At 62.3% G+C, this 18,061-nt stretch carries 18 protein-coding genes; 3 read left to right on the plus strand and 15 right to left on the minus strand.

Annotation, left to right across the window (positions count from 1 at the left end; translation table 11 throughout):
• Nucleotides 1-3: 3 nt before the first annotated feature.
• Together dnaG and rpsU are read right to left on the minus strand one after the other, a co-directional pair.
• Nucleotides 4-1,971, minus strand: a complete 1,968-nt coding sequence (dnaG, locus tag ACWPW0_RS02515) for a DNA primase (protein ID WP_454254351.1) — start codon at nt 1,969-1,971, stop codon at nt 4-6.
• Nucleotides 1,972-2,138: 167 nt separating this feature from the next.
• Nucleotides 2,139-2,354 carry a 30S ribosomal protein S21 gene (rpsU, locus tag ACWPW0_RS02520; protein ID WP_021702507.1) on the minus strand — a complete coding sequence of 72 codons (216 nt, stop codon included), beginning with the start codon at nt 2,352-2,354 and terminating at the stop codon, nt 2,139-2,141.
• Between the two features lie 203 nt (nt 2,355-2,557).
• Between rpsU and tsaD the strand changes: the two genes are divergently transcribed.
• Nucleotides 2,558-3,583 (plus strand): tRNA (adenosine(37)-N6)-threonylcarbamoyltransferase complex transferase subunit TsaD, encoded by a 1,026-nt coding sequence (gene tsaD, locus ACWPW0_RS02525; protein ID WP_447588745.1) that lies wholly within the window; start codon nt 2,558-2,560, stop codon nt 3,581-3,583.
• A gap of 20 nt (nt 3,584-3,603) precedes the next feature.
• Here the strand turns inward: tsaD and plsY are convergent, their stop codons facing one another.
• Nucleotides 3,604-4,173, minus strand: coding sequence for a glycerol-3-phosphate 1-O-acyltransferase PlsY (gene plsY / locus ACWPW0_RS02530; RefSeq protein WP_447588747.1), 570 nt, complete (start codon nt 4,171-4,173; stop codon nt 3,604-3,606).
• Between the two features lie 75 nt (nt 4,174-4,248).
• Here plsY and folB point away from each other — a divergent pair, with 75 nt between their 5' ends.
• Together folB and folK are read left to right on the plus strand one after the other, a co-directional pair.
• Nucleotides 4,249-4,602: a dihydroneopterin aldolase gene (folB, locus tag ACWPW0_RS02535; RefSeq protein ID WP_454254352.1), complete on the plus strand. Its 354-nt coding sequence runs from the start codon at nt 4,249-4,251 to the stop codon at nt 4,600-4,602.
• On the plus strand, nt 4,599-5,126 hold the full coding sequence (gene folK / locus ACWPW0_RS02540) for a 2-amino-4-hydroxy-6-hydroxymethyldihydropteridine diphosphokinase (protein WP_454254353.1): 528 nt from the start codon (nt 4,599-4,601) through the stop codon (nt 5,124-5,126). The genes folB and folK overlap by 4 nt, the downstream gene beginning before the upstream one ends.
• Nucleotides 5,127-5,260: 134 nt before the next feature.
• Here the strand turns inward: folK and ACWPW0_RS02545 are convergent, their stop codons facing one another.
• The 12 genes from ACWPW0_RS02545 to pdxA form a co-directional block, all read right to left on the minus strand.
• Nucleotides 5,261-5,749, minus strand: coding sequence for an OmpA family protein (locus tag ACWPW0_RS02545; RefSeq protein ID WP_454254354.1), 489 nt, complete (start codon nt 5,747-5,749; stop codon nt 5,261-5,263).
• 16 nt (nt 5,750-5,765) lie between these two features.
• A complete protein-coding gene (locus ACWPW0_RS02550; protein ID WP_454254355.1) occupies nt 5,766-7,025 on the minus strand; it encodes a diguanylate cyclase domain-containing protein in 1,260 nt (419 codons plus the stop codon).
• The gene (locus ACWPW0_RS02555) at nt 7,022-7,519 is read right to left on the minus strand and encodes a YfiR family protein (RefSeq protein ID WP_447595521.1); all 498 of its coding nucleotides are present in this window, start codon (nt 7,517-7,519) and stop codon (nt 7,022-7,024) included. Before ACWPW0_RS02555 ends, ACWPW0_RS02550 begins: the two co-directional genes overlap by 4 nt.
• A 171-nt stretch (nt 7,520-7,690) precedes the next feature.
• Complete coding sequence (locus tag ACWPW0_RS02560; protein ID WP_447588757.1) at nt 7,691-8,917, minus strand: multifunctional CCA addition/repair protein; 1,227 nt, start codon at nt 8,915-8,917, stop codon at nt 7,691-7,693.
• Nucleotides 8,918-9,039: 122 nt separating this feature from the next.
• The gene (locus ACWPW0_RS02565) at nt 9,040-10,599 is read right to left on the minus strand and encodes a SpoVR family protein (protein WP_447588759.1); all 1,560 of its coding nucleotides are present in this window, start codon (nt 10,597-10,599) and stop codon (nt 9,040-9,042) included.
• 10 nt (nt 10,600-10,609) lie between these two features.
• Complete coding sequence (locus tag ACWPW0_RS02570) at nt 10,610-11,881, minus strand: YeaH/YhbH family protein (protein WP_447588760.1); 1,272 nt, start codon at nt 11,879-11,881, stop codon at nt 10,610-10,612.
• Between the two features lie 103 nt (nt 11,882-11,984).
• A complete protein-coding gene (locus tag ACWPW0_RS02575) occupies nt 11,985-13,907 on the minus strand; it encodes a PrkA family serine protein kinase (protein ID WP_454254356.1) in 1,923 nt (640 codons plus the stop codon).
• 463 nt (nt 13,908-14,370) lie between these two features.
• The gene (gene glpE, locus ACWPW0_RS02580; RefSeq protein WP_447588764.1) at nt 14,371-14,700 is read right to left on the minus strand and encodes a thiosulfate sulfurtransferase GlpE; all 330 of its coding nucleotides are present in this window, start codon (nt 14,698-14,700) and stop codon (nt 14,371-14,373) included.
• 114 nt (nt 14,701-14,814) lie between these two features.
• Nucleotides 14,815-15,633, minus strand: a complete 819-nt coding sequence (locus ACWPW0_RS02585) for a symmetrical bis(5'-nucleosyl)-tetraphosphatase (RefSeq protein WP_447588766.1) — start codon at nt 15,631-15,633, stop codon at nt 14,815-14,817.
• On the minus strand, nt 15,633-16,013 hold the full coding sequence (gene apaG / locus ACWPW0_RS02590) for a Co2+/Mg2+ efflux protein ApaG (RefSeq protein WP_454254357.1): 381 nt from the start codon (nt 16,011-16,013) through the stop codon (nt 15,633-15,635). Before apaG ends, ACWPW0_RS02585 begins: the two co-directional genes overlap by 1 nt.
• Before the next feature lie 27 nt (nt 16,014-16,040).
• Complete coding sequence (gene rsmA, locus ACWPW0_RS02595; protein ID WP_447588770.1) at nt 16,041-16,841, minus strand: 16S rRNA (adenine(1518)-N(6)/adenine(1519)-N(6))-dimethyltransferase RsmA; 801 nt, start codon at nt 16,839-16,841, stop codon at nt 16,041-16,043.
• A 102-nt stretch (nt 16,842-16,943) separates the two neighbouring features.
• Complete coding sequence (pdxA, locus tag ACWPW0_RS02600) at nt 16,944-17,942, minus strand: 4-hydroxythreonine-4-phosphate dehydrogenase PdxA (protein ID WP_454254358.1); 999 nt, start codon at nt 17,940-17,942, stop codon at nt 16,944-16,946.
• Between the last annotated feature and the right edge of the window lie 119 nt (nt 17,943-18,061).

Here is an 18,061-nt window from a genome sequence, read left to right on the forward strand (position 1 = left end):
GCCTCAAGCGCCAGTTGAGGTAGGCGAAACGGGTGAGATGGTGCGGTTGAGCAGGCTGCGCAGCTGCTCTTTTTCCTCTGGACTCAGTTCACTTTGACGTGCTTTGCGCAACAGTTGTTCCAGGCTGCGCTCGCGTTGGCGGGCGACAAGGCTAGTTATAGTGTCGAAAAACTGTTGTTCAAGGTTATCGGCCGAAATCAGCCATTCCTTTTCTGCCAGTGCCTTGAGCAAGCGGCCCTGTTCGGTGCCGTGCCAGCGGGCGATCAGTTGCAGGGAGCGCAGGCCGGGCGCCTTTTGCAGGGCGCCGAGCAAGGCGACGAGCAGTTGGGCATAGGTGTCGTCTTCTGCAGCGAAATGGCTGACATCTTCGACTTTCTGCGCCAGTGACGGGTGGTGCAGCAGGGTGCGCAGTGCGGTGAGTGTGGGGGATTCGACGCTGACGGCCTTGCGCGGTGCGCGTGGTGCGTCGTCGCGGCCACCCTTTTTCCAGTTCTTGTCCTTGTTCCAGCCTTTACTGTCGCCTTTCTTCCAGTTTTTCTGCGGTTGGCTCTCGGGCTCTGGCGGCTCGATATGGTTGGCGTAGTCGGCAATATCGCCATAATCCGGCTGGGCGTCGTAGTAGTGATCCGCGGCGTGCAGGGGTTCGCTGCTGCTCTCGGTGCTGGGTGTGCTGCGCGCCATCTGCGCCAGTGTGTCGCCGTTCAGGCCGGTGATTTCGCCAAGGCGCTGGCGCATCAGGGTGCGCAGGTTGTTGCCGGGGATCTTGTCGATCAGTGGTGCAGCCAGCATGGCCAGGTGTGCCTTGCCTTCCAGTGAGCGCGGGTCTGCTTCTTCGCTGAGCTGCTGGAAGAAATAGTCGGCCAGTGGTTGGGCGTGCTGGTTGAGGCGGGCGCGGAAGGCGTCGGTGCCTTCGGCGCGAACCAGGCTGTCCGGGTCTTCGCCGTCCGGCAGGAACAGAAAGCGCGCGCGGCGGCCGTCCTGCAGATTGGGCAGGGTCGATTCCAGGGCGCGCCAGGCGGCCTTGCGTCCGGCGCTGTCGCCGTCGAAGCAGAACAGCACGCTGGGGACGAGGCGGAAGATGCGCTTGAGGTGCTCTTCGCTGGTCGCGGTGCCGAGGGTGGCGACGGCGTTGCGCAGGCCTTGCTGGGCCAGGGCGATGACGTCCATGTAGCCTTCCACGACCATGATCTCGTCGAGGTCACGGTTGCTCTTGCGCGCTTCGTACAGGCCGTACAGTTCCTGGCCTTTGTGAAAGACCGGGGTTTCCGGCGAGTTCAGGTACTTGGGTTTGTCATCGCCCAGTACGCGGCCGCCGAATGCAATGACCCGGCCGCGGCTGTCGCGGATGGGAAAGATCACGCGGTCGCGGAAGCGATCGTAGCGTTTGCCGGTTTCGGTGTTCTCGATCAGCAGGCCTGCATCGATCATCGCCTTCTGCTGCAGGCTGTCACCGCCCAGATGTTTGAGTAGGTGGTCCCAGCCGGGCGGAGCGAAACCCAGGCCGAAATCGCGGGCGATCTCGCCGGACAGGCCGCGGCCTTTCAGGTAGTCGACCGCCGCTTTGCGGGTCGGGTGGCTTTTCAGGGCCTGGCGATAGTAGTCGCTGGCGGAGGTGAGCAGTGGGTAGAGCGGCGAATCGGTCGGCTGGCGCGGCTTGTGGCGGCCACCTTCCTCGCGGGGGATATCCATGCCGGCGCGCTTGGCCAGCTCCTCGACGGCTTGGGGGAAGTCCAGGCTGTCGTGGTCCATGATGAAGCCGAGGGCGTTGCCGCCGGCGCCGCAGCCGAAGCAGTAGTAGAACTGCTTGTCCGGGCTGACGCTGAAGGAGGGTGTCTTCTCCTTGTGAAACGGGCAGCAGGCGGTGTAGTTCTTGCCGGCCTTTTTCATCTGGATGCGCGAGCTCACCACTTCGACGATGTCGGTGCGGTTGAGGAGGTCATCGATGAAGGATTGCGGGATCAGGCCGGCCATGAACTCGTCAGTGTGCTGGTGCCAGAGGCGGGAGCATAAACGAAAAAACTCCGATCATTCGCATGGGCGAAGCGGAGTCGATGGGGCGTGAGGCGGGCGGTAGCCTGAAAATGCAAAGCCCGGCGTGAGCCGGGCTAAGCGGAAACCTCTGCGGCGTGACTGATAACTCAGTACAGGCGCTCGCGGCGGCGCTGTTCGCGCTGCACTTTCTTGGCGTGACGCTTAACAGCGGCAGCTGCCTTGCGCTTGCGCTCTGTAGTCGGCTTCTCATAGAACTCGCGGCTGCGAACTTCTGCCAGAACACCGGCTTTTTCGCAGGAGCGTTTGAAGCGACGCAGAGCTACGTCGAAGGGTTCGTTCTCTTTAACTTTGACGGCTGGCATCCAGGTCGTACCTTCACTGTTTTACCGAATGGACGACGCGATCCGGCAAAGGGCACGGGAATACGTCGGTTTTCAAGGGCTGCGGATATTAACGCCTCATGCCAGAGAATGCAAAGCCCTTGATCGAAAAGCGCTGGTCTGGCCGGTAGGTGCCGCTTATTATGCGCGCCTTCGAATTCCCCTTGTTTTAAAGGCGCTAACCCATGCTGGTGCTGGGCTTGGAAACTTCCTGCGATGAAACCGGCGTTGCGCTGTACGACAGCGAGCGCGGGTTGTTGGCGGATGCGTTGTTCAGTCAGATCGAGCAACACCGGGTGTTTGGCGGCGTTGTGCCGGAGCTGGCATCGCGTGATCATGTCAAGCGCATGCTGCCGTTGATCCGCGAGGTGCTGGATGCCGCCCAGGTCAAGCCTGAGCAAATCGAAGGCATCGCCTACACCGCCGGTCCCGGGCTGGTCGGTGCGTTGCTGGTGGGCGCCTCCTGTGCGCAGGCGCTGGCTTTTGCCTGGGGCATTCCCGCGCTCGGCGTGCACCACATGGAAGGTCACCTGTTGGCGCCGATGCTGGAAGAACAGCCGCCGGCATTCCCCTTTGTCGCGTTGCTGGTTTCCGGTGGGCACACGCAGCTGGTGCGTGTGGATGGCATAGGTCGCTATCAGCTGCTTGGCGAGTCGTTGGACGATGCCGCCGGTGAAGCCTTCGATAAAACTGCCAAGCTGATGGGGCTGCCATACCCCGGTGGGCCGGAAATCGCCCGTCTGGCGCAGATCGGTACGCCGGGACGCTTCACCTTCCCGCGTCCGATGACGGATCGCCCGGGGCTGGATTTCAGCTTCAGCGGCCTGAAGACCTTCACCCTCAATACCTGGACGCAGTGCCGCGACGCCGGTGATGCCAGCGAGCAGACACGTGCCGATGTGGCGCTGGCCTTCCAGCAGGCGGTGGTCGAGACGCTGACCATCAAGTGCCGTCGTGCGCTCAAGCAGACCGGGCTGAACAGCCTGGTGATCGCGGGGGGCGTCAGTGCCAATCAGTCACTGCGCCTGTCGCTGGAAAAGATGCTCGGCGAGTTCAAGGGCCAGGTGTTCTATGCGCGTCCGCGCTTCTGCACCGACAACGGCGCGATGATCGCCTACGCCGGTTGCCAGCGCCTGTTGGCCGGTCAGCATGATGGCCCGGCGATCAGCGTACAGGCGCGCTGGCCGATGGAGCAGTTGCCAGCTGTATGAGGCTGGCTCAGTGTGCACATTCAGAAATGCCGTTCGCGCCCGGCGAACAGGTCGCGTAAATTGCCCCGATGACGCCAGACGATCAAGCCGGTGAGTACGCACATCGGCAGCAATGCTTCCGGTTGTTGCCAGGCCAGTAATGGCAGGGTCAGTGGTGTGGCGATCAGCGAGGCGAGCGAGCTGGTGCGGGTGAGAAGGAAGGTCAGCGCCCAGGCAGCGAGCGCCAGCAGTGCTGCGGGAGGGTACAGGCCCAGCAGCATGCCGGCCGCCGTGGCCACGCCCTTGCCACCCTTGAAGCGAAAGTACAGGGGGTAGAGGTGGCCGATGACTGCGGCAAGGCCGATCCAGGCCTGTTGCTGGATATCGAAGCCGACCAGGCTGGCGATCACGATGGGCAGCAGGCCCTTGAGAAGATCGCCGAGCAGGGTGAGGATGGCGAGCTTCTTGCCGGCCACGCGCAGCATGTTGGTGGCGCCGGGGTTGCCCGAACCATTGGCGCGAGGGTCTGGCCCGCCGCTCAGGTTGCTGAGCAGGATGGCGAAGGACAGCGAGCCAAGCAGGTAGGCGAGCAGGACCAGCAGCCAGAACATGGTGTCCATTCCGGGGCGAGGGAGCTCCGATTCTAGCGGCGGGAGACTCTCCTGTCGTGCTGTGGAGAGATGTGCGTGGACAAAGTTTTCATCGAAGGTCTGGAAGTCGATACGTTGATCGGTGCCTACGATTGGGAGCGCGGCATCCGTCAGTGCCTGCGCCTGGACCTGATATTCGCCTGGGATATCCGCCCGGCGGCGGCTGGCGATGACCTGCAGTTGGCACTGGATTACGCGGCGGTGCACCAGCATGTGCGGCAGTTTGCGGATGCCGCGCAGTTCCAGTTGGTGGAGACCTTTGCCGAGCGCCTGGCGGAAAGCCTGCTGGTCACGTTTGGCGCGCCCTGGCTTAAGCTGCGTGTGACCAAGCCGGGGGCCAATCCTGCTGCGCGAGGCGTAGGTGTGGAAATCGAGCGTGACCACCCATGACCCGTATCTTTCTTGGCCTGGGCAGTAATATCGACCGCGATCAGCATCTGCAGGCCGGTCTGGATGCCTTGGCCGGTTTTCTCCAGGACGTGCAGTGTTCGCCGGTGTTCGAGAGCCTGCCGGTGGGTATCAAGAGTGGGCCGTTCTATAACCTGGTGGTCAGTGCGCAGACCGATCTGCCTTTGACCGAGCTAGACCGTCGCCTCAAGTTCATCGAGGCCGACAACGGCCGCTATGCGCCCAATCGCAAGGGCCTGCCCCTGGATATCGACGTGCTGCTGTATGACGACCTGGTCGGCAACTTCGATGGGTTGATTCTGCCGCGTGCGGAAATTCTCAGGAACGCCTTCGTGCTCTGGCCGTTGGCACTGCTGGCGCCTCAGGGTATGCATCCCGGTGTCGGCAAGTCATTTGCCGAGCTCTGGAGCGAGGTGCATATCGAGCAGGAATTGTGGCCGGTCGCGTTTCAGTGGCAGGGCAGGCAACTGACCCCGCATCAACTGCTTCAGGGGCTTTCAGGCTAGGGGCGCGAGACGAGTGGCTTTTCGTGGATGGGTCAGGCCGCGGATGCCACGCTTCACCGACCCATCCGACGGGCCTCGGCAAACTTCACATCGGTGATGCACGAAAGCGCAAGGCTTTCGTGCTGCAGGTGGCCTCAGTCAGCGCTGACGATGATTGCCACGCGACGGTTTTCGCTGCGGCCTTCCGCCGTGTTGTTGTCAGCGATCGGGCGGGTCTGGCCCATGCCGCGCAGGGTGATATCGGATTCGCGCATACCGGCATTCAGCATCACGACGCTAACGGTCTTGGCCCGGCGCAGGGACAGCTCCTGGTTGTAGGCCGCGCTGCCCTGGTTGTCGGTATGCCCCTCCAGTGCAACCTGGGTGATTTGGGCGTCCAGCAGGGCTTTGGTGATGCGGGTGATCGTTGTCGTACTTTCTGCAGAAACGCGTTCCGAGTCGGTATCGAACAGCACTTTGCCCGACAGCCCGAGTTCCCAGCCGTTATCCGTCCACTTGAAGCCCTGCTCCTTGAGAACGGCAATCTGATGGGGGCTGAGGCCGGTTTGCTGTGGGGTTTGGCAGGCGGTCAGGAAAAACATCGACGCCAGGACGAGGAAGGTGTTGCGCAGTAGGGACGACATCGAAAAAGGCTCCTTGTTAAGTTTTGCTGTGCTCGTGCGTGCGGGCCACGTGGCGCCCAAGCCGATTGCGCTTGGCGTGGTACATGGCAACGTCCGCGACGTGAATCAATCCGTTAGGGGTGTCGGCATGTTCCGGATAGAGTGCGATGCCGACGCTGAGCGAGGTGGTAATTGTATTGCCATCAGGCAGGTAAATGTCGTTCTTCATGCTGGCCAGGATCTTGTCGGCCACTTGCATGGCATCTTCCGGCTGATGGATCGGCTCGATCAGCACGACGAATTCGTCGCCACCCAGGCGTGCGACCAGGTCGCTTTCACGCAGTTGCTGGCCCAGTCGCTGGGCAATGCTGACCAGTACCGCATCGCCTGCGGCGTGGCCGAGCTGATCATTGATCTGCTTGAAGCCGTTGCTGTCGAGGAACAGGACGGCGAGGCGCCCTTTTTGCTCACGTGCGCTGCGTACGGCACGGAACAGGTTTGCCTCGAACTGGGCGCGATTGGGCAGGCCGGTGAGTACGTCATGGCTGGCCTGATGGGCCAGGGAGGCATTTTCCCGCTCCAGCTGGCTCTGCCAGGATTCCAGCTCATCAAGCAGGCTATTGAAGTCTTCGGCCAGCTCATTGAGCTCGCTGATGCGTGTGCCGGGCGCACGCAGGGAGAAGGTGCGGTCGCGGGCAATCGCGCGTGCGACCCGGGAAAGCTCGTGCAGGGGCGCGACGATGGTGTGGCGCATGCGCCGCGAGCCGTAGATGGCACCCAAAGCGGCCAGGGTCAGACAAATGAGGATGCCAAGCAGCACGGTCAGGAGGAAACGCAGCAGAAAGGTGCCCTGGCCACTGAGGGTCAGTTCGCCGACCTGTTGACCCTGGTGAAGAATGGGCTGCGTCAGGGGCTGCGGCAGCATCAGGTCGGCAACGGTGCGCTCGAGGCTGGCAAGCGGGCTGTGGCGCTGATTATTCCAGTCGACCAATGCGAGGTCGTTGCGCCCTGTTACCACCAGGTGGGCGATGTCTTCCTGGGCCGTGATCAGGCTGATGCTTTCGTTCACCGCATCGCGGTCGCTGAAGACCACCGCAGCTTCCAGGGTATAGGCCAGGGAGCGTGCGACGAGCTTCAGGTTATGGCCGGCGTAGGCGCTGAGGGCAATCAAACTGACGAGAGTCAGCGACAGTCCGGTGAGCAGCATGCTGAGCAGGGCAACGCGCAGGTGCGCGCTTTTCAGCAGGTTTTGTAGCGTTGGACGCAAAGGCGGGTCGGCCAGTTTGCGGCGATTCATGGCTGGGCATCACCCTGCTTGTTGAGTCGCAGCACATTGGGGTGAACGCGGATGCCACTGCGGGCTACGGCGTCGAGGTTGATCTTGAACGCGGTCTGGCGGTCGCCGACGGCCAGGCAGAACAGGCTGCCTTCATTGCACTCGTTACCGGTCTCACTGATGCTGAGGATGGGCTTGCCGAGCAGGCGGCTGAACAGCGCCTGGCGGTCGTTGGTCGGGAGTACGCCCACGTACACCGCGTCGCAGTCGCTTTCCAGCTGCGAGCTGTCAGCCAGCAGTCTGCGCGTGTGGATGGGACGCTGGCTCTGTGTGGTCAGGTCGCTCAACAACAAGTCGGTATATTGGGTAGGCGCAACAATGCACAGGCGCAGGGTCTGCGGATCATTCGGCCAGCGCGCATAGCTGAGAATGCCTTGCACTACCTGGGCAACGCTCTTGGTGCGCAACTCCGCAGGGTTTTCCGTGTCGGCAGTGGACGGGCCACTGAAACTCATGGGCAGCACGAAGGCCAGGGCTAGCAGCCCGTACCGGTAAAGCAAAAGCTTTCGTGGTGGATGCAAAGTAACCTCTCCGGGTTCTGTCTGCTTGCTAGTTATGGACAACGCATCAAATCCTTCAGGCGTCTATTGTGCGAGCGGCAGCCTAACAGGCGGGTTTTGGCCTGGCTATCGCGCAGTATTGCGATAATGGCTCAATGCCTCCATTCGCGCCTGGTTGAGTGCCTTGCCCAGCTCGGCACCTTGCAGCCCTTTGTCGAGCAGGGGCTGCACCGCCACTTCGCGCGCAGCCTGCATGGCGCCGCGTAGATAGTCCGCCTGTGGGTATTCGCGCGTTTCGAAGCCGAGTCGGCCGCGTGCGTCCATTTCGCACGCTGCGATGAACTCCTCGAAGCGTTGCGGGCGGCGATAAACATCGAAGCGTTGCAACAGTTCGAACAGCGTCGAGGCGCGTAGCTCCAAGGCCCGGTGGCCATGGGTGTGGTATTCACCGACCAGCAACGCCAGCTCCTGGCAGTCCCTGGGCGCCTTGTAGCGTTCGTTGGCTGCGCGTATCAGTTTCAGACCGCGGGTTTCATGGGCGATATGCCGCGGCCATTCGGTTTGCGGTGTGGTGCCTTTGCCCAGGTCGTGCAGCAGGCAGGCCCAGCGTACGGTCAGCGGTTGCTGGTGGAGGGCGCATTGTTGCAAAACCATGAGCAGGTGCGTGCCCGTGTCCACTTCGGGATGGTGGGTGGCTGTTTGCGGCACGCCGAACAGGGCGTCGACCTCCGGTAGCAGCTCGGCCAGGGCGCCACAGTCGCGCAGGACCTGGATGAAAACATCCGGGCGGGGTTCAAGCAGCGCGCGGGATATCTCTTTCCAGCCACGCTCGGCTGTCAGCGCCTTGAGTTCGCCGGACTCGGCCAACTCGCGCATCAGGCTCAACGTCTCCGGCGCGACGCTGAACCCTAGTGGCGCATAGCGCGCAGCGAAGCGGGCCACGCGCAGCACGCGCAGCGGGTCTTCGGCGAAGGCCGGGGAAACGTGCCGTAGCACACGGGCTTCCAGGTCGCGCTGGCCGCCATAGGGATCGATGATCTGGCCGTGGTCATCCTCGGCCATGGCATTGACGGTCAGATCGCGGCGAACCAGGTCATCTTCGAGGGTGACGTCCGGGCTGGCGTGGAAGGTGAAACCGCCATAACCCTTGCCGGATTTGCGCTCGGTGCGCGCCAGCGCATATTCCTCGCCGCTTTGCGGGTGCAGAAATACCGGGAAGTCCTCGCCCACCGGGCGAAAACCGTTGGCGAGCATGGCCTCGGCGCTGCTGCCAACCACAACCCAGTCGGTATCACTGACGGGTAGCCCGAGCAGGCGATCACGCACAGCGCCGCCGACCTTGTAAATCTGCATGGATGATCCTCCGTAGGTGCGGAGGATAAGCGAAAAAGCCTCGGGTTTCCTGCGGGCAGGCACCGGCTAGGGGGTAATCGGCTGATACCGGGTGGAATTGTCAATTCCACCCGGTAATGCAGTCAGATTGGCGGAATGGCCAGGTCCAGGTGCGGGTACTCGTTTTCCGGCTCGCCCTTCGGTGGCACATGCTGGACATTGATCATCTGCTCGCCCTGGCGGCTTTCCAGGTGGATGTCGAAGCCCCACAACCGGTGCAGGTGTTTGAGCACTTCGTCGGTGGACTCGCCCAGCGGTTTGCGGTCGTGCTGCTGGTGACGCAGGGTCAGGGAACGGTCGCCGCGGCGGTCGACGCTGAAGATCTGCACGTTGGGTTCGCGGTTGCCCAGGTTGTACTGCGCAGCCAGGGTTTCGCGGATGGTCTGGTAACCGGGCTCGTCGTGGATTGCCGGAACCAGCATGTCGTCGCGCTGGTCGTCGTCCAGCACACTGAACAGTTTCAGGTCGCGGATTACCTTGGGCGAGAGGAATTGCAGGATGAAGCTTTCATCCTTGAAGTTCTGCATGGCGAACTTGAGGGTGGACAGCCAGTCGCTGCCGGCGATGTCGGGAAACCAGCGGCGGTCCTCTTCGGTTGGTTTTTCGCAAATGCGGCGAATGTCGCTGTAGATGGCGAAGCCCAGGGTGTAGGGATTGATGCCGCTGTAATAGGGGCTGTCGAAGCCAGGCTGGTAGATCACGCTGGTGTGCGACTGCAGGAACTCGAGCATGAAGCCGTCGGTGACCAGGCCTTCGTCGTACAGGTCGTTCATCAGGGTGTAGTGCCAGAAGGTGGCCCAGCCTTCGTTCATCACCTGGGTCTGGCGTTGCGGGTAGAAGTATTGGGCGATCTTGCGCACGATGCGGATCACCTCGCGCTGCCAGGGCTCCAGCAGCGGCGCGTGTTTCTCCAGGAAGTAGAGGATGTTTTCCTGCGGCTCGGCAGGCCAGCGCTTGCTGTCCTGCTCGGCGTGCTTGCTGGCGTTCCTGGGGATGGTGCGCCAGAGGTCGTTGATCTGTTTCTGCAGGTGTTCCTCGCGGTCTTTCTGCCGACGACGTTCTTCTTCGGCGGAGATCGGGTAGGGGCGTTTGTAGCGGTCGACGCCGTAGTTCATCAGCGCATGGCAGGAGTCGAGCAGGTCCTCCACGGCATCGATACCGTGGCGTTCCTCGCACTGCATGATGTACTGCTTGGCGAACACCAGGTAGTCGATGATCGAACTGGCGTCGGTCCAGGTGCGGAACAGGTAGTTGCCCTTGAAGAAGCTGTTGTGGCCATAGCAGGCATGGGCGATCACCAGCGCCTGCATGCACATGGTGTTCTCTTCCATCAGGTAGGCGATGCACGGGTCGGAGTTGATGACGATCTCGTAGGCCAGGCCCATCTGCCCGCGGGTGTAGTTCTTCTCGGTGCTGAGGAAATGTTTGCCATAGGACCAGTGGTGATAGCCCAGGGGCATGCCGACCGAGGCATAGGCATCCATCATCTGTTCGGCGGTGATCACTTCGATCTGGTTGGGGTAGGTGTCCAGTGCATAGCGTTCGGCAATGCGCGCGATCTCGCGGTCGTAGGTGCGGATCAGCTCGAAGGTCCACTCCGAGCCGGTGGAGATCGGCTGGCGTTTCTTGTCGCGGGTGCTCATCGCTCTGCCCTCAATTCACGAGTCGGCGCTGGAACAGCTCACGGAACACCGGGTAGATGTCCGCGGCCGAGACCAGTTGCTGCTGGGCGAAGGTGTCGGCATAGGCCTCGCCAACCTGCTCGTACTCGAACCACAGCGCCTGGTGCTCGCGCGGGGTGATCTCGACGTAGGTGAAGTACTGCACGAACGGCATGATCTTGTTGACCAGGATGTCGCGGCACAGCGGCGAGTCATCGTTCCAGTTGTCGCCGTCCGAGGCCTGTGCGGCGTAGATGTTCCACTCGTTGACCGGATAACGCGCCTCCATGATCTCCTGCATCATTTTCAGCGCGCTGGAGACGATGGTGCCGCCCGTTTCCCGCGAATAGAAGAACTCCTCCTCGTCGACTTCCTTGGCGCTGGTGTGGTGGCGGATGAACACCACCTCGATCTTTTCGTAGTTACGCTTGAGGAACAGGTACAGGAGGATGAAGAAGCGCTTGGCGATGTCCTTGGTGGCCTGGGTCATCGAGCCGGACACGTCCATCAGGCAGAACATCACGGCCTTGGAGCTGGGATTGGGTTGCTTGGTCAGCAGGTTGTACTTGAGGTCGAAAGTATCGAGGAACGGCACGCGATTGATGCGGGCGCGCAGCTTGCCGATTTCCGCTTCTATTTCCTGAATATCGCCGAAGTTGTCCGGCTCCTCGCGTTTGAGGCGTTCCAGTTCGACCTGGGCCAGTTTGAGCCTGGCGCGGCTGCTGCCGGAGAGGGCGATGCGCCGTGCATGGGCCGAGCGCAGGGTGCGGATGATGTTGATGCGCGACGGATTGCCTTCGCTGCTGATGCCGGCACGCACGGTCTTGAAGGTATCGCTGCCGGTCAGGTGGCGTTTGATCAGGTTGGGCAGCTCCAGGTCTTCGAACATGAAGTCGAGGAATTCTTCCTGGGTGATCTGGAAGACGAACTCATCCATGCCGTCACCGGAGTTGCTGGCCTTGCCACTGCCCTTGCCGCCACCACCGCCTTGTGGACGGGGAATGCGCTCGCCGGTGGTGAACTCCTTGTTGCCGGGGTGGACGGTGGTCTGCCTGCCGCCGCGTCCGTGGTGCAGCACCGGTTCGTCGATATCGCGGCCGGGAATGCTGATCTGTTCGCCGTGCTCCATGTCGGTGATGGAGCGGCGGCTGACGGCCTCCTCCACGGCCTTCTTGATGTGGTCGCGGTAACGCCGCAGGAACCGCTGGCGGTTCACCGTGCTCTTGTTCTTGCCGTTCAGACGTCGGTCGATCACGTAGCTCATAGGCCCTCCGGGCCAGCGTCACGTTGCCAGACACAGGCGGCAGGCGGAACGGACCCGGAGGCCGCTCCTGCCCACTGCCTGAGTTCCGGCGCGGTGGCTGCCGTTACTGCGATTTGCGTACCCGCAGGTACCACTCGGACAGCAGGCGAACCTGCTTCTCGGTGTAGCCGCGCTCGACCATTCGGGTGACGAAGTCGTTGTGTTTCTGCTGGTCCTCCTTGCTGGCCTTGGCGTTGAAGCTGATGACGGGCAGCAGGTCTTCGGTGTTGGAGAACATTTTCTTCTCGATTACCACCCGCAGCTTTTCGTAGCTCAGCCAGGTCGGGTTCTTGCCGTTGTTGTTGGCCCGGGCGCGCAACACGAAGTTGACGATCTCGTTGCGGAAATCCTTCGGGTTGCTGATGCCGGCCGGCTTTTCGATTTTCTCCAGTTCCTCGTTGAGGGCTACGCGGTTGAGTATTTCGCCGGTTTCCGGGTCGCGGTATTCCTGGTCCTGGATCCAGAAGTCGGCATACAGCACGTAGCGGTCGAAGATGTTCTGCCCGTATTCGCTGTAGGACTCGAGGTAGGCGGTCTGGATTTCCTTGCCGATGAACTCGATGTAGCGCGGCGCCAAGTATTCCTTGATAAAGCGCAGGTAACGCTCGCGAACCTCGGCGGGGAACTGTTCCTGTTCGATCTGCTGCTCCAGCACGTAGAGCAGGTGTACCGGGTTGGCGGCGATTTCGTGCGGGTCGAAGTTGAAGACCTTGGACAGGATCTTGAAGGCGAAACGGGTCGACAGGCCGGTCATGCCCTCGTCGACGCCGGCACTGTCGCGGTATTCCTGGATCGACTTGGCCTTGGGGTCGGTGTCCTTGAGGTTTTCGCCGTCGTAGACGCGCATCTTCGAGTAGACGTTGGAGTTCTCCGGCTCCTTCAGGCGGGACAGGGTGGAGAACTGGGCGAGCATCTTCAGGGTGTCCGGCGCACAGTGGGCGTTGGCCAGCGAACTGTTGATCAGCAGCTTGTCGTAGATCTTCACCTCGTCGGTGACGCGCAGGCAGTACGGCACCTTGACGATATAGATGCGGTCGATGAAGGCCTCGTTGTTCTTGTTGTTGCGGAAGCTGTGCCATTCCGACTCGTTGGAGTGGGCCAGCAGGATGCCGCTGTAGGGAATCGCGCCGAGGCCTTCGGTGCTGTTGTAGTTGCCTTCCTGGGTCGCGGTAAGCAGTGGGTGCAGCACCTTGATCGGCGCCTTGAACATCTCGACGAACTCCATCAGGCCCTGGTTGGCGCGGCACAGGGCGCCCGAGTAGCTATAGGCGTCGGCATCGTTCTGCGGAAACTCCTCAAGCTTGCGGATATCCACCTTGCCGACCAGGGCGGAGATGTCCTGGTTGTTCTCGTCGCCCGGCTCGGTCTTGGCCACGGCGATCTGGTTGAGGATCGAGGGGTACAGCTTGACCACGCGGAACTGGCTGATGTCGCCACCGAACTCGGCCAGGCGCTTGCTCGCCCAGGGCGACATGATGCTGTTGAGGTAGCGCTGCGGAATACCGAAGTCTTCTTCGAGAATGGTGCCGTCTTCCGCCGCATTGAACAGGCCGAGCGGTGACTCGAATACCGGGGAGCCCTTGATCGCGTAGAAGGGCACCTTCTCCATCAGCTGTTTCAGCTTTTCCGCCAGCGAGGACTTGCCGCCGCCCACCGGGCCGAGCAGGTAGAGGATCTGTTTCTTCTCTTCCAGGCCCTGGGCGGCATGGCGGAAGTAGGCGACGATCTGATCGATGCATTCCTCCATGCCATGGAAGTCGGCAAAGGCCGGATAACGGCGGATCACCTTGTTGGAGAAGATGCGTGATAGCCGGGAATTGCTCGAGGTGTCGATCAGCTCCGGCTCGCCGATCGCCATCAGCAGGCGCTCGGCCGCCGAGGCATAGGCACTGCGGTCCGCCTTGCACAGGTCGAGATATTCCTGGAGGGAATACTCTTCCTGGCGGGTCGCCTCAAAACGTTGCTGAAAGTGGCTGAATATACTCATGACTACACCTCGCTCGCTGCATGGAGCCGGCATGAGCCATACGGGCGGGTGCGCGGGCGGCTGACGTAGCAGCCGTTGGAACTCTCCCCAGAACACCTAACGGATCGCTGTCGATCGCATGTCTGGTCAGGCAGTAAAGCGCGGCAGGGCGTGCTGCCGCTCTGTGACCCCTGTGCCTGCCTGGCCTCGCTGCGATCTCCCGCTGCTCGTTAAAAACGCTACCGATGGCCCGGAACCGGTGTGCCGGCTCTCCCACTGGATGGCCTCAAGCTAAAGAGTAGTTCGGATTCAGCAAGTTCAAGGGCGGGGCAAGGATGTCGGGATATTGCGGATCACCGGCAAAGGGCTCGGGCCTAGAGCCGGCGCGGGGTTGCGCGGTGAATATTTTTTATGGGCTGCCATTCAAGGCAGCCTGCCTTCGGGTTAGCGTCGCGCGGTATGCCAGGTTGCTTTCGGTAACGTCTTATTCGCTTTCGCCACGGCTTACTTCATTTGGGTACTGGCTGTGCCACAGCTCGAAGCCGCCATCGAGGCTGTATACCTCGCTGAAACCCTGGTGAGCGAGGTAGGCCGCCGCATTTTGGCTGGAGTTGCCGTGATAGCAGCTGACGATCAACGGTTTGTCGAAGTCGGCCTTGGCGATGAAATCCGGCAGGGAGTGATTGTCCAGCAGCAGGGAGCCGCTGATATGGCCGTTGGCGAAGCTCTGCGGGTCACGAATGTCGACGACCACAGCGCCTTGCTCGCGCAGGGTCTGGGCTTCTTGTGGAGGAATACGTTTGAAATCGGTCATGGTGGCTCCAGGTTTCAGTGCTTCAGGCTTCGAAGGGGCTGAAAGCGGTCGGTGCGAAGGCGCGCAGCTTACCAGCGTGCCTGAGGGCGGGCTATGCGATGGCGCCGGCCGGCGTCAGTCCTTGCGGCATTCGCAGCGCAACTGTTCGCCGGAGTCGACGTTGAGCAGGGTCATGGCGCCCCCCCAGACACAGCCGGTATCCAGGGCGATCAGGCCGGGCTCGTTGCAGCGCCCCTCCAGAGCCGCCCAATGGCCGAAGATGATTTTCTGGCCACGGGTCTTGCGCTGCGGATGGCTGAACCAGGGCGCGTAGCCGGGCGGGGCGCTGTCGACACCTTCCTTGCTTTTCAGGTCCAGGCTGCCGTCTGCGGTGCAGAAGCGCATGCGGGTGAAATAGTTGGTGATCACCCGCAGGCGGGTGACGCCGTGCAGGTCGCTGTCCCATTTGGTCGGCTCGTTGCCGTACATGCCGTCGAGAAACAGCGGCAAGCGGGCGTCGTCACGCAGGGCTTCCTCGACCTCGCCCGCGCGCTTGAGGGCCTTCTGCAAGGTCCATTGCGGCGGTATGCCGGCATGCACCAGAGCAATGTCCCGCTGGGCATCGTGATGCAGCAGCTTCTGCAAGCGCAGCCAGTCGAGCAGGTCATGGCGATCCGGTGCGTCGAGAATCTCTTGCAGCGTGTCGCTTTTCTTCAGGCGTTCGATGTTGTGCGCCACGGCGAGCAGGTGCAGGTCGTGATTGCCGAGCACGCAGACCAGCGATTCACGGATGGAAAACAGAAAGCGCAGGGTTTCCAGTGACTGCGGGCCGCGGTTGACCAGATCACCGACCAGCCACAGGCGGTCGTGCGTGGGGTTGAAGGCCACGCGCTCCAGCAGGCATTTGAGCGGCTCCAGGCAGCCTTGCAGGTCACCTACTGCATAGGTCGTCATCAGTGCAGGGCCCCGGGAACGGCCAGGCGGAATGGCACGATAGTGGCGTCGAAGTGTTTGCCGTCGTCGGCGAGCATCTGGTAGCTGCCTTGCATGGTGCCGACCTGGGTCGCCATGACCGTGCCGCTGCTGTAGGTGTGGCTTTCGCCGGGCTGCAAATGTGGTTGCTGGCCGACGACGCCGGCGCCACGTACTTCCTGCACACGGCCGTCGCCGTCGGTGATTACCCAATGGCGGCTGAGCAGCTTGGCGGCTACCTCGCCAGCGTTATGGATGGTTACGGTGTAGGCAAAGGCGTAGCGGTCCTGTTCCGGGTTCGATTGCTCGGAGAGGTAGCGTGTGGCGACCTTGACGTCGATCTGGTAGCGGGAATCAGGCATGAAGTACTCGACAGGCAAAGAAATGGGTCAGCTCTTGGGCTGCTTGGCCAACTGGTCGGCCAGGCGCACGAAGGCTGCCAGATCGAGCTGTTCGGGGCGCAGGCCGCCATCGACCTCAGCCGCTTCGATCTCAGCGCTGCTGAGTACCCCTTTGAGCGTATTGCGCAGGGTCTTGCGGCGCTGGTTGAAGGCTTCGCGCACGACGCGCTCGAGCAGGCGGTGATCCTGCGCGGGATGCGGTAGAACCTCATGCGGCACCAGGCGGACGATGGCCGAGTCGACTTTCGGTGGCGGATTGAACGCGCCGGGGCCGACGTTGAAGAGGTGTTCCACGCGGCAGTGGTACTGCACCATGATCGACAGCCGCCCCCAGTCGCCCCCACCAGGCTTGGCCGCCAGGCGCTCGACGACTTCCTTCTGCAGCATGAAGTGCATGTCGCGGATCAGTGCGGCGTTATCCAGCAGATGGAAGATCAGCGGTGTGGAGATGTTGTAAGGCAGGTTGCCGACCACCCGTAGGCTGCCAGGCTCGGCCTGCAGGCGGCTGAAGTCGAACTTGAGCGCGTCGCCCTGGTTCAGGCGAAAGCGTGGTTCGTGGCCGAACTTGGCTTGCAGGATGGGGATCAGGTCGAGGTCGAGTTCGATCACGTCGAGCTGCGCGCCGCTGTTGAGCAGGCCCTCGGTGAGCGCGCCCTGACCCGGGCCGATTTCCAGCAGGCGTTCGCCCTCGCGGGCGTGAATGGCGCGCAGGATACGGTGGATAACGCCGGCATCGTGCAAGAAGTTCTGGCCGAAGCGCTTGCGCGCACGGTGTTGGTAATCGGACATGAAGGCAGCTCCAGGCTTCAGGCTGCAAGCGTCAGGCAAGCGCAAAAAGCGAAAAATAGGCCGGCAGCTTACCAGCTGCGGCCGGGCTCGGCAGCCGTCGCTTCAGCGCGGCGGCTGGCTGTTGGCCATTTCGTAGGCTGTTTCCAGGGCAACCTGTAGGCTGCCGGTATCGACCTTGCCACTGCCGGCCAGGTCCAGGGCTGTGCCGTGATCGACCGAGGTGCGAATGATCGGCAGCCCCAGGGTGACATTCACTGCGGCGCCGAACCCCTTGTACTTGAGCACGGGCAAGCCCTGGTCGTGGTACATCGCCAGCACGGCGTCACAATGTTCGAGGTGCTTGGGCGTGAACAACGTGTCCGCGGGCAGTGGGCCGATCAGGTCGATGCCTTCGGCGCGCAGGCGCTCCAGGGTGGGCTCGATCACCTCGATCTCTTCGCGACCCAGGTGGCCACCTTCTCCGGCGTGAGGATTGAGCCCGCAGACCAGAATACGTGGCGTGGCGATACCGAACTTGTCGCGCAGGTCGGCGTGCAGGATGCGGGTCACCCGGCTGAGGCGTTCGGCGGTGATCGCTGCGGCGACATCCTTGAGGGGCAGGTGCGTGGTCACCAGCGCTACACGCAGGCCGCGCGTCGCCAGCATCATGACGACCTGTTCGGTGTGGGTCAGCTCGGCCAGAAACTCGGTGTGCCCGGAGAAGGCGACACCGCCCTCATTGATTACGCCCTTGTGCACGGGAGCGGTAATCATCCCAGCAAAATGCCCGTCCAGGCAGCCCTGGCCGGCGCGGGTCAGGGTGTTCAGGACATAGGCGGCATTGGCTGCGTCGAGCTGGCCAGGGACGACCGGTGCACTCAATGGCGTATCCCAGACATACAGGCTGCCCGCCGGGGTTGGTGCAACGGGCCAGGCGCCCGGAGCAACGGCGATCAGGCTGATGTTCAAGCTCAACTGCTTGGCGCGCTGGCGTAGCAGGTCGAGACTGGCAATGGCCACCACCGGGTACGGCTGTGGCTGCCTGGCCAGCAGCAGGGCCAGGTCCGGGCCGATGCCGGCGGGTTCGCCGGGTGTCAGGGCAAAGAGGCGGGGAGTGGTCATGGTTTGCTCTCTGGGCAAGGCACGATCTTGGGACAGCAGTTTAGGGCTTTGACGTGCGGCTGGCGAAAAAAAAGCCCGGCTGTGCAGGTCGCATCGGCCGGGCTGTGTGGTGTGGCGCT

The organism is Pseudomonas sp. Marseille-Q8238, from assembly GCF_965111915.1.

What these genes read in the sequence shown, in the direction of transcription:
- dnaG (WP_454254351.1), bottom strand. Translation starts at nt 1,971, where the DNA reads ATGGCCGGCCTGATCCCGCAATCCTTCATCGATGACCTCCTCAACCGC.
- rpsU (WP_021702507.1), bottom strand. Translation starts at nt 2,354, where the DNA reads ATGCCAGCCGTCAAAGTTAAAGAGAACGAACCCTTCGACGTAGCTCTG.
- tsaD (WP_447588745.1), top strand. Translation starts at nt 2,558, where the DNA reads ATGCTGGTGCTGGGCTTGGAAACTTCCTGCGATGAAACCGGCGTTGCG.
- plsY (WP_447588747.1), bottom strand. Translation starts at nt 4,173, where the DNA reads ATGTTCTGGCTGCTGGTCCTGCTCGCCTACCTGCTTGGCTCGCTGTCC.
- folK (WP_454254353.1), top strand. Translation starts at nt 4,599, where the DNA reads ATGACCCGTATCTTTCTTGGCCTGGGCAGTAATATCGACCGCGATCAG.
- ACWPW0_RS02545 (WP_454254354.1), bottom strand. Translation starts at nt 5,749, where the DNA reads ATGTCGTCCCTACTGCGCAACACCTTCCTCGTCCTGGCGTCGATGTTT.
- ACWPW0_RS02550 (WP_454254355.1), bottom strand. Translation starts at nt 7,025, where the DNA reads ATGAATCGCCGCAAACTGGCCGACCCGCCTTTGCGTCCAACGCTACAA.
- ACWPW0_RS02555 (WP_447595521.1), bottom strand. Translation starts at nt 7,519, where the DNA reads ATGAGTTTCAGTGGCCCGTCCACTGCCGACACGGAAAACCCTGCGGAG.
- ACWPW0_RS02560 (WP_447588757.1), bottom strand. Translation starts at nt 8,917, where the DNA reads ATGCAGATTTACAAGGTCGGCGGCGCTGTGCGTGATCGCCTGCTCGGG.
- ACWPW0_RS02565 (WP_447588759.1), bottom strand. Translation starts at nt 10,599, where the DNA reads ATGAGCACCCGCGACAAGAAACGCCAGCCGATCTCCACCGGCTCGGAG.
- ACWPW0_RS02570 (WP_447588760.1), bottom strand. Translation starts at nt 11,881, where the DNA reads ATGAGCTACGTGATCGACCGACGTCTGAACGGCAAGAACAAGAGCACG.
- ACWPW0_RS02575 (WP_454254356.1), bottom strand. Translation starts at nt 13,907, where the DNA reads ATGAGTATATTCAGCCACTTTCAGCAACGTTTTGAGGCGACCCGCCAG.
- glpE (WP_447588764.1), bottom strand. Translation starts at nt 14,700, where the DNA reads ATGACCGATTTCAAACGTATTCCTCCACAAGAAGCCCAGACCCTGCGC.
- ACWPW0_RS02585 (WP_447588766.1), bottom strand. Translation starts at nt 15,633, where the DNA reads ATGACGACCTATGCAGTAGGTGACCTGCAAGGCTGCCTGGAGCCGCTC.
- apaG (WP_454254357.1), bottom strand. Translation starts at nt 16,013, where the DNA reads ATGCCTGATTCCCGCTACCAGATCGACGTCAAGGTCGCCACACGCTAC.
- rsmA (WP_447588770.1), bottom strand. Translation starts at nt 16,841, where the DNA reads ATGTCCGATTACCAACACCGTGCGCGCAAGCGCTTCGGCCAGAACTTC.
- pdxA (WP_454254358.1), bottom strand. Translation starts at nt 17,942, where the DNA reads ATGACCACTCCCCGCCTCTTTGCCCTGACACCCGGCGAACCCGCCGGC.